14 protein-coding genes are annotated in these 13,846 nt (G+C 65.5%); 12 read left to right on the top strand and 2 right to left on the bottom strand.

Features of this window, described 5'->3' with window-relative positions; translation table 11 throughout:
* Positions 1-534: 534 nt before the first annotated feature.
* Positions 535-3,039 carry a DEAD/DEAH box helicase gene (locus FKV24_RS05070; protein WP_141481609.1) on the bottom strand — a complete coding sequence of 835 codons (2,505 nt, stop codon included), beginning with the start codon at positions 3,037-3,039 and terminating at the stop codon, positions 535-537.
* A 156-nt stretch (positions 3,040-3,195) separates the two neighbouring features.
* Here FKV24_RS05070 and FKV24_RS05065 point away from each other — a divergent pair, with 156 nt between their 5' ends.
* Positions 3,196-3,870, top strand: a complete 675-nt coding sequence (locus tag FKV24_RS05065; protein ID WP_141481608.1) for a hypothetical protein — start codon at positions 3,196-3,198, stop codon at positions 3,868-3,870.
* A gap of 54 nt (positions 3,871-3,924) precedes the next feature.
* A complete protein-coding gene (locus tag FKV24_RS05060) occupies positions 3,925-4,551 on the top strand; it encodes a DUF938 domain-containing protein (RefSeq protein ID WP_141481607.1) in 627 nt (208 codons plus the stop codon).
* 232 nt (positions 4,552-4,783) lie between these two features.
* Here the strand turns inward: FKV24_RS05060 and FKV24_RS05055 are convergent, their stop codons facing one another.
* Complete coding sequence (locus FKV24_RS05055) at positions 4,784-8,506, bottom strand: indolepyruvate ferredoxin oxidoreductase family protein (protein WP_141481606.1); 3,723 nt, start codon at positions 8,504-8,506, stop codon at positions 4,784-4,786.
* Between the two features lie 296 nt (positions 8,507-8,802).
* Between FKV24_RS05055 and FKV24_RS05050 the strand changes: the two genes are divergently transcribed.
* The 10 genes from FKV24_RS05050 (at position 8,803) to FKV24_RS05010 (ending at position 13,833) form a co-directional block, all read left to right on the top strand.
* Positions 8,803-9,387, top strand: a complete 585-nt coding sequence (locus tag FKV24_RS05050; protein ID WP_141481605.1) for a DUF6338 family protein — start codon at positions 8,803-8,805, stop codon at positions 9,385-9,387.
* A gap of 10 nt (positions 9,388-9,397) precedes the next feature.
* Positions 9,398-9,562: a hypothetical protein gene (locus FKV24_RS19190; RefSeq protein ID WP_170288217.1), complete on the top strand. Its 165-nt coding sequence runs from the start codon at positions 9,398-9,400 to the stop codon at positions 9,560-9,562.
* An 80-nt stretch (positions 9,563-9,642) separates the two neighbouring features.
* Positions 9,643-10,014, top strand: coding sequence for a TIR domain-containing protein (locus FKV24_RS05045; protein ID WP_141481604.1), 372 nt, complete (start codon positions 9,643-9,645; stop codon positions 10,012-10,014).
* A gap of 13 nt (positions 10,015-10,027) precedes the next feature.
* On the top strand, positions 10,028-11,002 hold the full coding sequence (locus FKV24_RS05040) for a caspase family protein (protein ID WP_141481603.1): 975 nt from the start codon (positions 10,028-10,030) through the stop codon (positions 11,000-11,002).
* Between the two features lie 218 nt (positions 11,003-11,220).
* Positions 11,221-11,658 carry a hypothetical protein gene (locus FKV24_RS05035; protein ID WP_141481602.1) on the top strand — a complete coding sequence of 146 codons (438 nt, stop codon included), beginning with the start codon at positions 11,221-11,223 and terminating at the stop codon, positions 11,656-11,658.
* A 96-nt stretch (positions 11,659-11,754) separates the two neighbouring features.
* Positions 11,755-12,297 (top strand): demethoxyubiquinone hydroxylase family protein, encoded by a 543-nt coding sequence (locus FKV24_RS05030; protein WP_141481601.1) that lies wholly within the window; start codon positions 11,755-11,757, stop codon positions 12,295-12,297.
* A 148-nt stretch (positions 12,298-12,445) separates the two neighbouring features.
* Positions 12,446-12,829, top strand: a complete 384-nt coding sequence (locus FKV24_RS05025; RefSeq protein ID WP_141481600.1) for a hypothetical protein — start codon at positions 12,446-12,448, stop codon at positions 12,827-12,829.
* A 17-nt stretch (positions 12,830-12,846) separates the two neighbouring features.
* Positions 12,847-13,137 (top strand): hypothetical protein, encoded by a 291-nt coding sequence (locus tag FKV24_RS05020; RefSeq protein WP_141481599.1) that lies wholly within the window; start codon positions 12,847-12,849, stop codon positions 13,135-13,137.
* A 58-nt stretch (positions 13,138-13,195) separates the two neighbouring features.
* Positions 13,196-13,534, top strand: coding sequence for a DUF6984 family protein (locus FKV24_RS05015; RefSeq protein ID WP_141481598.1), 339 nt, complete (start codon positions 13,196-13,198; stop codon positions 13,532-13,534).
* Positions 13,531-13,833 carry a hypothetical protein gene (locus tag FKV24_RS05010; RefSeq protein WP_141481597.1) on the top strand — a complete coding sequence of 101 codons (303 nt, stop codon included), beginning with the start codon at positions 13,531-13,533 and terminating at the stop codon, positions 13,831-13,833. The genes FKV24_RS05015 and FKV24_RS05010 overlap by 4 nt, the downstream gene beginning before the upstream one ends.
* Positions 13,834-13,846: the final 13 nt, after the last annotated feature.

The raw sequence follows: 13,846 nt of genomic DNA, 5'->3' as shown, positions 1-13,846 counted from the left end.
GACCGTCACCCGGCTGCGGGTACGCACGCCGAGCAGGCGCCGCAGCGCCGCCGCATCGTCGCCGGCGGACGCGCGCGCGATCGCCACGGCCGTCGTAACCGCCGCCGGTTGTCCGGCCTGGCGTTGCAATACCCGCAGACGCTCGATCGCCGCGCTCATCGCGGACACCCCCGACGCGTCTCCAGATGCAAACCGGCAGGAGCGGCGTGAACCGCGATCAGGGTCATCGAGAAAGCTCCATCGCGGCTCACGCCGCTCCTACAGGCGGCAGATGCGCGCGGTGTTCGTGCGAGCGGGTGGATGTATGCCTCGGCACGGCGCAAGCGGAGATGATGGGACAGGCGAATGTCCATCTGCTCTTCGTAGGAGCGGCGTAAGCCGCGATGAAGCCTTCCCATGAAAGCCCGATCGCGGCTTGCGCCGCTCCTACGAAAGACGGGGCAGAGGCGGGTCGCGGTCGTCCCGTTCGCCACGGACGGCCATGCCGAAGCGTCGCCGTGAGCGGTTGCAGGACATCCCGCAGGCGCGGCGTCGCTAGCGCGCATCGTCGGCGTCCTGCAGCAGGCCGAGCACGCGCCGGGCCAGGGCCTTGGGGGTGGTCGTGGCGGTGTCGGTGTCGCCGACGGACTCGTCGGCGGCGAGGATCGGGCCGACGCAGGCCGGGCAGCCGGCGTGGCAGTCGCAGCGTTCGACCAGCTCGCACGCGCGCTGGACCAGCTCCGCCTGCCGCTGCCACAGCGGTTCGCTGAGACCGACACCACCGGGAAAGTTGTCGTACAGGTAGACGGTCGGGGTGAAGCGGGCCTCGTCGTCGAGGTTGCGCTCGGCGCCGTCGGCGCCGCGCAGACGGCCGCGGCCATCGGCGTCGGCGGTCGCGAACCAGCTGCCGTCGCCGTTGCCGACCGATTTCTGCAGATCGCGCGCATCGGCCATCACCGCGACGCTGGCGACCAGATGCAGGGCGTGGGCGGCGCCGAGGAAGCCGTCCAGCGCCTCCTGTCGCGAGCCGAACCAGGCCAGCAGCGCGGCCTGCGGCAGCTGCCACCACGCCGCGGTGGTGTGCAGCTCCTGGTCGGGCAGGTTGACCGGGCCGTAGCCGATGTTCTCGTGGGTGTAGTAGCGGATCTTCTTGTAGCCCGACACCCGCCGCACCACGTGGACCTCGCCGTGGCCGGCCTCGCCGGCGCCGGCGCGCCCGCCCTGGAAACGTTCGAGCAGCTTCAGCCGGGTGTAGTCGATGGCGTCGGTGTAGTAGTCGACGTGGGTGCGGGTGACGTAGGCCTTGCGGCCGTCCCAGTCCAGCCGCTCGACCTGGTAGGGCGTGCTCTGGATCATGTGGATCGCGCCCTCGTACAGGGTCAGCGCGGCGGCGGAGTAGTCGACCTCGGCGATGATGGTCTGGCGGCCGTCGCTGCGGTCGACGACGACGAAGTTGCCGTCGGCGACCGCGCGCAGCGACACCGCGTTGGCCGGGTAGCTGTCGGCGATCCATTCCCAGCGCTCGCCCTCGCGGTGCACGACCTCGCTCTCGGCCAGCACCTCCAGGTACGGGGTCGGCTCGATCGGGCCGTAGCGTTCGCCGGCCTCGAACGGCAGCTCGAACGCCGCGCAGCGGATGTGGTCGAACAGGATCAGCGGCTGGTCCGGGGCGGTGCGCGCGTGCTCGGGCGGGGCCTCGGCGAAGAACTCCGGGTGCCGCACCACGTACTGGTCCAGCGGCTGCGAGCTGGCCACCATCACCCCCAGCGCCGGCTGGCTGCGGCGGCCGGCGCGGCCGAAGCGCTGCCAGGTCGCGGCGACGCTGCCGGGATAACCGTTGAGCACGACCACGTCGAGCGCGCCGATGTCCACGCCCAGCTCCAGCGCCGAGGTGCTGACGATGCCGTCGACGCCGCCGGCGCGCATCTCGCGCTCGGCCGCGCGCCGCTCGCCGGGCAGATAGCCGCCACGGTAGGCGCGGATCCGCGGCGGCTTGCGCGGGTCGTGGTCGAACACGTCCTTGAGGTACTTGGTCAGCACCTCGACCATGGTCCGCGACTGCGCGAACACCAGGGTCTTGAGCCCGGCCTTGATCGCGATCCGTGCGATCCGGTTGCTCTGCGAGCGCGCCGACGCGCGCAGGCCGAGGTCGGGATTGACCACCGGCGGGTTCCACAACAGCACGTGGCGGTCGCCGCTGGGCGCGCCGGACTGCTCGATCGCGGTCACCGGCGCCTCGATCAGCGCCTGCGCGTGCTCGCGCGGGTTGCCGATCGTCGCCGAGCACAGGATGAAGCGCGGCGACGCGCCGTAGAACGCGCAGATCCGCTTGAGCCGCCGCAGCACATTGGTCACGTGGCTGCCGAACACGCCGCGGTAACTGTGGATCTCGTCGATCACCACGTACCGCAGGTTCTCGAAGAACTGCGCCCACTTGGTGTGATGCGGCAGGATCGCCTGATGCAGCATGTCCGGGTTGGAGACCACGATGTCGCCGTGCAGGCGGATCGCCTGGCGCGCATCGCCGGGGGTGTCGCCGTCGAAGGTGAAGGCCTTCAGGCCCAGATCGCCGGCTCGGCTGAGTTCCAGCAGTTCGGCGACCTGGTCCTGCGCCAGCGCCTTGGTCGGAAACAGGAACAACGCCTTCGACCCCGGCGCCTTCGAGCCCGCCGCCTTCGAGCCGGCGGCGGCGCGGCCCTGCATTGCCGCGGCCACCACCGGCAGGGTGTAGCACAGCGACTTGCCCGAGGCGGTCGGGGTGACCACGGCGACGTGCTCGCCGCGCCGGCTCGCCGCCCAGGCCTCGGCCTGGTGCGAATACAGCCACTCGATGCCGCGCGCGCGCAATGCCGCCGCCAGTGCCGGCGGCAGGTCGGCCGGCAGCTCGGCGTAGCGGCCCTCGCGGCCGGGCAGGGTGAAGTGGCCGGTAATGCGGTCGCGGTAACGCCGCGCCAACCGCGTGGTCAGGGTGCCACCGTCGCCGCGGACCGGAGCCGGCGGGGTCGCGGTCCCGAACGCCAGTGTCTCGCCATCGTCGTACCGCGCCAGTGCCCGTGCCATCGCCGTCTCGCCCGTCCAGAGGCGGCCAGTGGGCCAGAGCCCCGTCTCAGCCGATGAGACGGGCGCCGGTTCACGCCGCGCCCGCGGCGGCGTTGGAGTCGGTGACAGGGCCGGCCGTCTGCCGGTCCGTCATCGACGACGACCAGGAGGTGATGGATGGACCGGATCGAGACATGGCGCGGGCGGGGCATGGCGATGGCGGCGATGGCGCTGCTGGCATCGATGCTGGCGGGTTGGAGTGCGCCGGCGCGCGCCGACTGTCCCGACGGCGACCCCTGCGAGACCGTGCACGTATACCGTCTGCAGTCGCGGCTGCCGATCGACGAGGACGCCCAGGGGCGCCCGTTCCAGTCGCTGCAGGAGGCCAACGCGACCGATGCGGTGGCATTCCGCTCGATCCTCGCGGTGGCGGCCCAGGCCAACGCCTACGCGATCCGCTACCAGGTCACCCGCATCGCCAGCGCCCCCAACGACTACTGCGAATGCAATCTCGAGTACGACAATCGCGGTTGCCCGTCGTCGCTGCCGCGCGAAGAACTGCAGCAGTGCGCGCGGGTCTGCCGCTACAACGATGGCGCCTGCCAGGTCACCGGTTTCAACCGCAAGCACGATGGCGGCCTCTGGTACGCGTTCCCGGCCGCGACCCAGTGCGGCGGGCAGCGCAACACCTGGCGCAAGCGCACCTTCGGCAGGACCAACCCGGCCTGGTGCGACTGGCGCGAGGATGCGCGGACGGTCAAGGACGCCGCCTGCATGGCGCGCGAACTGGGCGAGCGCCCCGAGGCCACCCTGGGCGAGCTGTTCGACGACGAGGATCTGTGCCTGCCGTAGCGGTCGCGCGGGCGCCGGCTCGCCGTGGCCGGCGCCAGCCTTCATGCTGTGGGCATGGACCACGACCCCAAACCGTTCTCGCCGGCCTGCGAGCGCAATCGCGACCCGATCCTCGATGTGCTGCGACGCCACTTCGCCGATGCCCGCGAGGTGCTGGAAATCGGCAGCGGCAGCGGCCAGCACGCGGTGCACTTCGCCGCGGCGATGCCATGGCTGCGATGGCAGTGCAGCGACGTCGCCGCGCATCTGCCCGGCATCCGCGCCTGGCTGGACGAGGCCGCGCTGGCCAACACGCCGCCGTCGCTGGAGCTGGCCGCGACCGTCGAGCCGGTGCCCGCGCTGGCGCCGCCGCTGCCGCACGACGCGCCCGCCTTCGACGCGGTGTTCAGCGCCAACACCCTGCACATCATGGGCTGGCCGCAGGTGCAGGCGCTGTTCGCCGGCCTGTCGACGGCGATGGCCGAGACCGCGACCGTCGTCGTCTACGGTCCCTTCAACTACGACGGCGACTACACCAGCGCCAGCAACCGCGAGTTCGATGCCTGGCTGAAGGCGCGCGACCCGACCTCGGGCATCCGCGACTTCGAGGCGGTGAATGCGCTGGCCCGCTGCATCGGCCTGACGCTGATCGAGGACGTGGCGATGCCGGCCAACAACCGCTGCCTGGTCTGGCGACGCTGAGGGTTGGGTGCCCCTTTGGGGATTCCCGGGCGCCGCCCGGGGATCGCGGCTCACGCCGCTCCTACGAAAGGCGGACCGGTCCTCGTCTGGGCCACACCCTGTCCGGCGGGTGCCAGCGCTGGCCGACATCGCGATGCGTTGCCGGCACCCGCGCCGCTCCTACCAGACAAAAAAGGCCCCGCTCGCGCGGGGCCTTCCGGTACTGCCTGCGGCTTAGGCGACGGCCGGGCGCTTACGCGACCTGGACCACCCGCAGCGGATTGTTCCATTCCGCCAGCAGCTCGGCCTCGCGGGCCTTGGCCTTGTGCAGGTGCGCTTCCTTGACGTGGCCGTAGCCGCGCACGTGCTCGGGGATCGAGGCGATCTCGGCGGCCAGGGCGACGTTGCCGGCGTCCAGCTTCGGCAGCAGCGTCTCGATCGTGGCGAAGTACTCCTCGATCATCCGCCGCTCCATCCGGCGCTCCTCGGTGTAACCGAACACGTCGAAGGTGCCGCCGCGCAGCTTGCGCAGCTTCGCCAGCCACTTGAACGCGGTGAACACCCACGGGCCGTACTCGGACTTGATCAGCTCGCCCTTGTCGTTCTTCTTCGCCAGCAGCGGCGGCGCCAGGTGGAATTTGAGCTTGTAGTCGCCGTCGAACTGCTGCTCCAGCCGGCGCAGGAACTCGCCGCTGGTGTACAGGCGGGCGACCTCGTACTCGTCCTTGTAGGCCATCAGCTTGAACGCGTAGCGGGCGACCGCCTCGGTCAGGTCGGTGCTGCCCGGCGCCTTGCCCTGCTCGGCGTCGCGCACGCGGGTGACGAAGCTGCTGTAGCGCGCGGCGTAGGCGGCGTCCTGGTACTCGGTCAGGAAGCTGATCCGGCGCGCGATCAGTTCGTCCAGCGAGCGCGACAGGCGCTCGTCGTCCAGCGGCAGGAAGGCGACGCTGTCGGCATCGGACTTGGCATTGCCCAGCGCGTTGGGCAGGTGGCGCAGCTCGTCCTCGTCGCGGGTCGCGCGCGGCGCCGAGGTCGAACCCCACTCGGTGCTCTCCCACGCGCCCGGCTCCAGCATCGGCAGCACGCTGGGGTGCGCGGCGGCGGCCGGAGCGCTGGGCACGATGCCGGCCGCGGCCAGCACCGCCGGCAGGTCGATCGCGGCCAGCCGGCCCCAGGCGAACGCGGTCTTGTTCATCTCGATCGCGGCGCCGTTGAGCTCGACCGCGCGCATCAGCGCGTCGAACGACACCGGCACCAGGCCCTGCTGCCAGGCATAGCCGAGCAGGAACAGGTTGCTGCCGATCGCGTTGCCCAGCAGCGCGGTCGCGACCTGGGTCGCGTCGACCACGTGCGGCTGGCCGCCTTCGCCCATCGCGGTGCTGATCGCCTGGATGATGTCGTTGGCCGGGAACTCCATGTCCGGGCGGGTGGTGAAGGTGCCCGGCATCGCCTCGTAGCTGTTGAGCACGACCTGGCTGCGGCCCTCGCGGATCTTCGACAGCGCCCAGTAGTCGTTGACCACCACCATGTCGCAGCCCAGCACCAGGTCGGCCTCGCCGGCGGCGATGCGCACCGCGTGCAGGTCCGCCGGCGTCCGCGCGATGCGGATGTGGGTGGTGACCGCGCCGCCCTTCTGCGCCAGGCCGGTCTGGTCGAGCACGGTCGCGCCCTTGCCCTCCAGGTGCCCGGCCATGCCCAGCAACGCGCCGATGGTGACCACGCCGGTGCCGCCGACGCCGGTGATCAGGATGTTCCAGGGCTGCTCCAGCGTCGGCAGCTGCGGCATCGGCAGGTCGCCCAGGCGCTCCTTGGCGTTGGAGGCGGCCCCGCTCTTGCCGGACACGCCCTTTTTCAGATCGCCGCCCTCGACGGTGACGAAGCTCGGACAGAAGCCGTTGACGCAGCTGAAGTCCTTGTTGCAGTTGCTCTGGTCGATCTCGCGCTTGCGCCCGAACTCGGTCTCCTTCGGCAGCACCGACACGCAGAACGACTTCTTGCCGCAGTCGCCGCAGCCCTCGCAGACCAGCGAGTTGATCATCACCCGCTTGGCCGGGTCGACCATCTTGCCGCGCTTGCGGCGGCGGCGCTTCTCGGTCGCGCAGACCTGGTCGTAGATCAGCACCGACACGCCCTTGACCTCGCGCAGGCGCTTCTGCACCGCGTCCAGCTCGCGGCGGTCGAAGAACTCCACCTCGGACGGGAACAGCTCGCGCTTCGACCACTTGGACACGTCGTCGGACACCACCACGATCGTGTACACGCCCTCGCTGCGGACCTGGTGGGCGATCTGCGGCACGCTCAGGGTGCCGTCGACCGGCTGGCCGCCGGTCATCGCGACCGCGTCGTTGTAGAGGATCTTGTAGGTGATGTTGACCCCGGCGGCGATCGACTGGCGGATCGCCAGCGAGCCGGAGTGGAAGTAGGTGCCGTCGCCGAGGTTCTGGAACACGTGCGGGGTGTCGGTGAACGCGGCCTGGCCGGCCCAGGTCACGCCTTCGCCGCCCATGTGGGTGAAGGTGTCGGTGCTGCGGTCCATCCAGGTGACCATGTAGTGGCAGCCGATGCCGCCCAGCGCCCGCGAACCCTCCGGCACCACCGTCGAGGTGTTGTGCGGGCAGCCCGAGCAGTAGTGCGGCACGCGCGGGAACTGCGCGCGCGGCAGCGCCAGCGCCGATTCCTTCTGCTCCATCCAGCGCAGCACCTCGCGCATCTGCTCGCTGTCGTGGAACTTCTGGATGCGGCGCGCGATCACGCCGGCGATCCGCGCCGGGGTCAGCTCCGAGGTCGACGGCAGGATCCACTCGCCGGACTCGTCGTACTTGCCGACGATCGACGGCCGTTGCCCGTCGAAGTTGTAGAACAGCTCCTTCATCTGGCTCTCGATGAAGGAATGCTTCTCCTCCACCACCACGATGTCCTGCAGCCCGCGCGCGAACGCGCGGATGCCGATCGGCTCCAGCGGCCAGGTCATGCCGACCTTGTAGACGCGGATGCCCAGATCGGCGCAGGCGCGCTCGTCCAGGCCCAGGTATTCCAGCGCCTGCAGCACGTCCAGGTAGCTCTTGCCGGTGGTGACGATGCCCAGCCGCGGGTTCGGCGAGTCGATCACCATCCGGTCGATGCGGTTGGCGCGCGCGAACGCCTGCGCCGCCTTCACCGCGTACTGGTGCAGGCGCATTTCCTGCTCCATCGGCGGGTCCGGCCAGCGGATGTTGAGTCCGCCCGGCGGCAGCTCGAAGTCCTCCGGCATCGCGATCTGCAGCGCCAGCGGATTGACGTCGACCGAGGCCGAGGACTCCACCGTCTCGGCGATCGTCTTGAAGCCGACCCAGCGCCCGGTGTAGCGGCTCATCGCCCAGCCGATCAGGCCCATGTCGAGGATGTCCTGCACCCCGGCCGGGTTCAGCACCGGCATCATCGCGCTGACGAACTCGTGCTCGGAACCGTGCGGCAGGGTCGAGCTGCGGCAGGCGTGGTCGTCGGCGGCCAGCGCCAGCACGCCGCCGCGCGGCGAGGTGCCGGCGGCGTTGGCGTGCTTGAACACGTCGCCGCAGCGGTCCACGCCCGGGCCCTTGCCGTACCACATGCCGAACACGCCATCGTGCTTCGCGCCCGGGAACAGATTGGTCTGCTGGGTGCCCCAGACCATGGTCGCGCCCAGGTCCTCGTTCAGGCCCGGGGTGAACTTCACCCCCGCCTTCTCCAGGTGCTTGCGCGCGCGCCACAGCTCCAGATCGAAACCGCCCAGCGGCGAGCCGCGATAGCCGGACACGAAGCCGGCGGTATCCAGCCCCGCCGCCTGGTCGCGCAGCCGCTGCATCAGCGGCAGCCGCACCAGCGCCTGCACGCCCGACAGATAGATGCGACCGGCCTCGCGCGTGTACTTGTGGTCCAGCGAGTAGTCCGGGTCCATCACGCTGTTGGTCAGCGAAGTGTTGGCCGAGGACGGGTCGGAAAGTTCTGACGTACTGGTCATACGTGGCTCCGGGCGGGGGATCGCCTGTGGCTGCGGGAGAACGCCCGGCGCCATGCCCCAGGTCCGCGGCAACGCCGGCGGGCACGGGTCAGGGTCCGAGCAAAGACTCGAAATTATAGCAATGCGGCCTTGGTCGACCGTGAGGGGTGACGGCCGGGAGCGGGGTTAGCGGTTGGGGGGGGAGGGGTCTGCGCCGGTGATGGCGTCTATGGGGCCGGCTTTGTAGTAGTCTCCAACCAACATCACACTACACATGTGATGTGTTCGCAAAAAGAGGCGGGCGTCATGGAGGGCGTATGGATATCTGGGGAGCGGACAAGCTTGTTCTGTTCCTGGCATTCGTAATTCCAGGGTTTATTAGTATCAAGTGCTATCAGCTAGCTTTTCCTGGGACCGAACGGCCGTCATCTGAACAGCTTGTAGACGCTATTGCGTATAGCAGTATTAACTACGCAATTCTCGCCGTACCAATTTCATTGGTGCAGCGAAGTGAATTGCTTCAGGCTCGTGCATTCCTTTACTACCTGTTCTATATATTTGTACTCTTTTTGGCTCCAGTTTTATGGGTGCTGATCTGGAAGTACGTTAGAACAAGAGACTTCTTCCAGCGCAACGCGCCTCATCCCACAGCAAAGCCATGGGATTTTGTATTTCAACAACGGAAGTCGTCCTGGGTAAAGGTCACATTGCGGAACGGCACTATTGTGGCCGGTCGTTATGCGGGCAAGTCCTTTACCTCAAGCGCTCCGGCAGATGAGCAGATCTATCTGGAAGAAACTTGGGTGCTAGGGGAACGTGGGCAGTTCGTTAGAAAGGTATCTAGGACTTCTGGAGTCTTGGTGCTTTCGGGTGAGATATCTCATATTGAGTTTCGGGAATAGGAGACGGTAAATGTCTGAAAAGCGCAAAGAAATCAATGAAGGTTATCGACCCAGTCCAGTTGAAAGAGGCTATCAGCCGAGCACGCCAAAACCAGGAGATGATCCAATCCCACAAGGCGGCTATCAGCCCACAAGTGAGGGAGACAATCCAGCTAACCCTCCAGGTGAGGAGTGATTAAAAACAGCTCGCTCAAGTATTGAGCGTAGCAGGTCTAGCGGACATATTGAAGAAACACTTAAGAAAAAGGAGTTCACATGGCAGGTAAGAAGGTTATTTTCGTAGCGTTTGCGATTGAAGACGAGCGGCAACGAGACTTCCTTAAGGGACAATCCCTTAGCACGAAGTCACCCTTTGACTACGTCGACATGTCCGTGAAGGAGGCCTATAGCTCTGAGTGGAAGGAGCGGGTGCGAACCCGCATTCGGCGTTCCGATGGGGTGATCGTCCTAGTGAGCAAGAATTCACTCTCATCTAGTGGTCAGAAGTGGGAGATTGCTTGCGCTCGCGAGGAGAAGAAGCCTGTTCTCGGTCTTTGGATATACAAGGACGACAGAACCAATCTAGAAGGCGTTCGTACTGTGGTGTGGACCTGGGCCGCCATCGAGAACTTTATCAACGGTCTCTAGCCGGAGTGAAGTTATGCGTATCGCACTCATTGTTGGCATAAACTACTATGAGCATGGAGGCGCACTGTTTGGTTGCGTCGACGACGCGCATGCAGTCAAGACTGTTTTGGAACGACATGGTGACGGTGCAGTCAATTTCGACTGCAAGCTCCTCACCGGCACTGGCTCAACTGACCGGGTCGATCGCACCGACCTTAAAGACCATGTTGTCGAGCTGTTTAAGTCGCAGGCCGAGATCGCATTGTTCTATTTCGCCGGACACGGTCATATTGAAGCGGCGGGTGGTTATCTGCTAGCTACAGACTCTCGGCGCGGCGACGAGGGTCTTTCTCTTTCCGAAGTCTTGAGGCTCGCGAACGCTTCGCCTGCGCGCAACAAGGTTGTTGTGCTCGATAGCTGTCACTCTGGTATTGCCGGAACTCTTCCCGAAACCGGTAACGTCGCAGCGCTAGCCGAAGGGCTTACTGTGCTGACAGCGTCGACAGATGATCAATATGCAACAGAAGAACACGGAAAGGGAGTTTTCACCACTCTTCTGGTGGATGCACTGCATGGTGGCGCTGCAAACCTCACCGGCGACATAACCCCGGGTAGCGTCTACGCGCATATAGATCAATCGCTTGGAGCATGGGAGCAACGGCCGGTATTCAAGACTAACGTCAGAGAGTTTGTCTCTCTTCGGAAAATTCCTCCGTTGATTGACCTTGAGGATCTGCGCCGCATTACGGAATTTTTTCCCGCGCCTGGGGCAGAGTTTCGATTAGATCCTACATTCGAACCTGAATTAAAAGGGCGTGATCCAGATATGCCGGCGCCAGTCGCCGAGAACACAAGGAAGTTTGCGATACTTCAGCGCTACAGCAGGCTGAATCTCGTTGTTCCAGTTGATGCGCCACATATGTGGCACGCTGCGATGCAGGGAAAAGCATGCAAGCTCACCGTCCTTGGTGAACATTATCGCCGACTCGTTGAAAAGCGACGCATATGAGCAGCAAGAACGATAGATAAAAGGGGTCAGGTTGGACTGCCCCGGCTTTCACAGACAGGTAGTCAGGATACAAGCCTGACCGATAGATAGTTCCTCTCGGGAAAAGGGTCAGGTTCATTTTTCTGGAGTCTCACGTTAAGGCGTGGGGACTGGTACGGAAATCGGAGCTGGTTCGCCACGTTCCTGATCCCGCAGGCCACATCCAAAGGTTGATGCCCATGAGGACCATCGCAGCTGCCGCCGTATCCATCCTTGTCGCCGCGGGCTGTTCGGGTCAGGCGCCCCAGCCGGTCAGTGTCGACCGCGTGTCCGAGTCGACAGACACGTTCTTCGTGGGTGTCGATCCTTCCAAACTCCCCGAGCCCGCGCGATCCGCGGTGCTGGCGGCGGAGAAGGACATCGACCTGGTGCTTCGCGGTCATCCCCCCGCCTGCAAGGACACCCCGGACAGCGGCGAGTCGGATGGCGGTACGACGCACTATGAGTGCGAGTACTACGACCTCACCGTCATGCAGAGCATGTATCGGGTCGGCGATGTGAACGGCTACATCTATGGGCCCATCATCACCTTCCCGGGCGACTACCCGATCTCCCATGTCCGCTTCTACAGCGGTGAGGAGCTCAGCGCCCTGTTCCGGCAGGGACGCGCGCGCTGACAACGTCAGATCAACGGGATGATGACAGCGCTCTGTCTTTTGATAGAGCGACACACTGGTGGGTGCCAGTTCTGCTGAAATCGAGGCATCAATTTCATGGGTGAATGTACCCGAGCCCCTTCGGTCACGGATCTGGGAAGCCGAATACTCAAGGTCAACCACGCGGGCGAACACGGCGCAATCAGCATCTACTCCGGTCAGATCGCGCTGGCCCGGTTTACGGCTCCAGACCTGATTCATGAGCTCGCGGAGTTTCGGCGACATGAACAACGGCATCGTGCAATCTTCGGCACCGAGTTGCAGCGTCGTGGCCAGCGGCGTTGCCGCAGCTACTGGCTATGCGGTCTTGGGGGCTTCCTGCTGGGAATGCTCACCGGCCTCTTGGGTCGCAATGCCATTGCCGCCACGACCGTCGCAGTGGAAAGCGTCGTACTCCGGCATCTGGAGCAGCAGCTTGCGGCCTTGCGTGGAGCCGATCCCGCCGCCGCAACCGCCATCTCGGCCATCATTTCGGATGAGCAACGCCATCACGACCGGTCCGCGACGCACCTCCAGGCCGGAAGATTCTGGCCCAGAGTGCTTTCCCCCGTGGTCTCCGCGTCTACGGAAGCCGTGATCTGGCTGGGGATGCGACTATGAGCAGAGCCGCGGCCAGAATCGACCTTTGCACATGAAGGCGGTCGACTCCACGGACGCCGCTCTGCGGTGCGGATCCACTCGGGAACCAGACTCCATGGAAAGAAGCTCGCCACAGGAACCAGAAACGTTACGGCCCCGGTCTGTCAGCTTGACGATCAGGGGATTCCCGGGCTCCACCGATGAGGTGATCGCTCTCTTTGGCGTAGCCGCCGACAGTTCGGGTCTGGCGAGCACGCCGGCCTTGCCTGGCAAGGCGCTGCTCAAGCGCTCGTACGTCCGCTTCAATGTCGATCTGGCGCCGGATACCCCGCTGTTCCGGATGGTGCAAGCGATCCTTGACCACATGGGCGGGATCGATCGCCTCTCTGAATGCCTGCGACGGATCGAACCCGAGCACATCGATATCGATCTGGTCCTTCCGGTAAGGGATTCGCCCGAGCAGGAGGGCGGGTTCATCTCGCCATCCAGCATCGCGGACCTGCAGCGAATCGGTGCGACGCTCAGCTTCAGCTTTCTCGATCGCAGAAAGTAATGGGGCAGGGTGTCTCCATGAATGAGCGTCCACTGTTCGAGATTGCGGAGCACGCACTCGCCCTTGATGGCCCGGATCAGCAGGACGGGCACCCCGTAGGCGCCGCACCTCGGCCGCCACATCGTCATACCGCGCGGCTGCGCCTAGTGATCCATGCCCTGCCCGAAGGCTTCCTGCTCGTGAGCCAATCCAGTGGCCATCCGCATCTCGATGGCGATACCTGGCATCCCACACTGGAGGAGGCGTTCGCGCAGGCCGCTCAGCAGTTCGGAACGTCGGCAGACCAGTGGAAGCGTGTCGGAGATTGACCAACTTCATTACCTGGGCCGTTCCGTGGCCAGGACCAACGCATGGTGACAAACGCTCGTGAGAGGATTGCTGGATTGCGAACGTCCCCTAGCCAGCTACCTGTTCGAGCTGGCGGGGCTATCGGTAGACTTGGACGCACTGCGCGTGGAGCCAATGGACGACGGTGGCATGGGCGGCCTGGCCATACAGCCACCAGGGGAGCGCTATGGTTCATCCGCTGCCGAGTGTCATTTCCACGATTCGGATGGCGTGTTGGTTTCGGTTGCGCTCAATCTCGACGTGGCCGGCGTTCCGTTTGAAATCGATGTGTTCAAGGCGGACTTCAGCCCGCTGCTGACGTGGCCCACCCGCGTGGATCTGCGCGCCGGCCCACCCTGCGGCATGCCTGAGTCATGAAGATGCAGGGTGAGTCAGACAGGAGCGTGATGGATAGAGCGCAATTCAGGCAGACGATCATATGCACCGCGGCCGTGGGTGCCGTGCTGGGCCTTGTGCCCGCACTGGGCTCCATCGCGACTCGCTCGGAGCGTGTTGCGGGTCCGGAGGGGTTCCTGGACTGGCTCCTCTATGCGATGAACCTGGCAGGGGTCCTGGTTGGCTCGGTGATCTTCTGCGTTCTTGTCTTTGGCATGCTTCCAATGCTGTTGCAGGCCGGTTTCGTCAAGCTGGCACGGTTATGGACTGGACGCGCGTGATCGTTGGACAAGA

The organism is Marilutibacter maris, assembly GCF_006546735.2.
Classification (GTDB): domain Bacteria; phylum Pseudomonadota; class Gammaproteobacteria; order Xanthomonadales; family Xanthomonadaceae; genus Marilutibacter; species Marilutibacter maris.
Note: the sequence above shows the minus strand (reverse complement) of the source record. Positions and strands in the feature narration are given on the sequence as shown.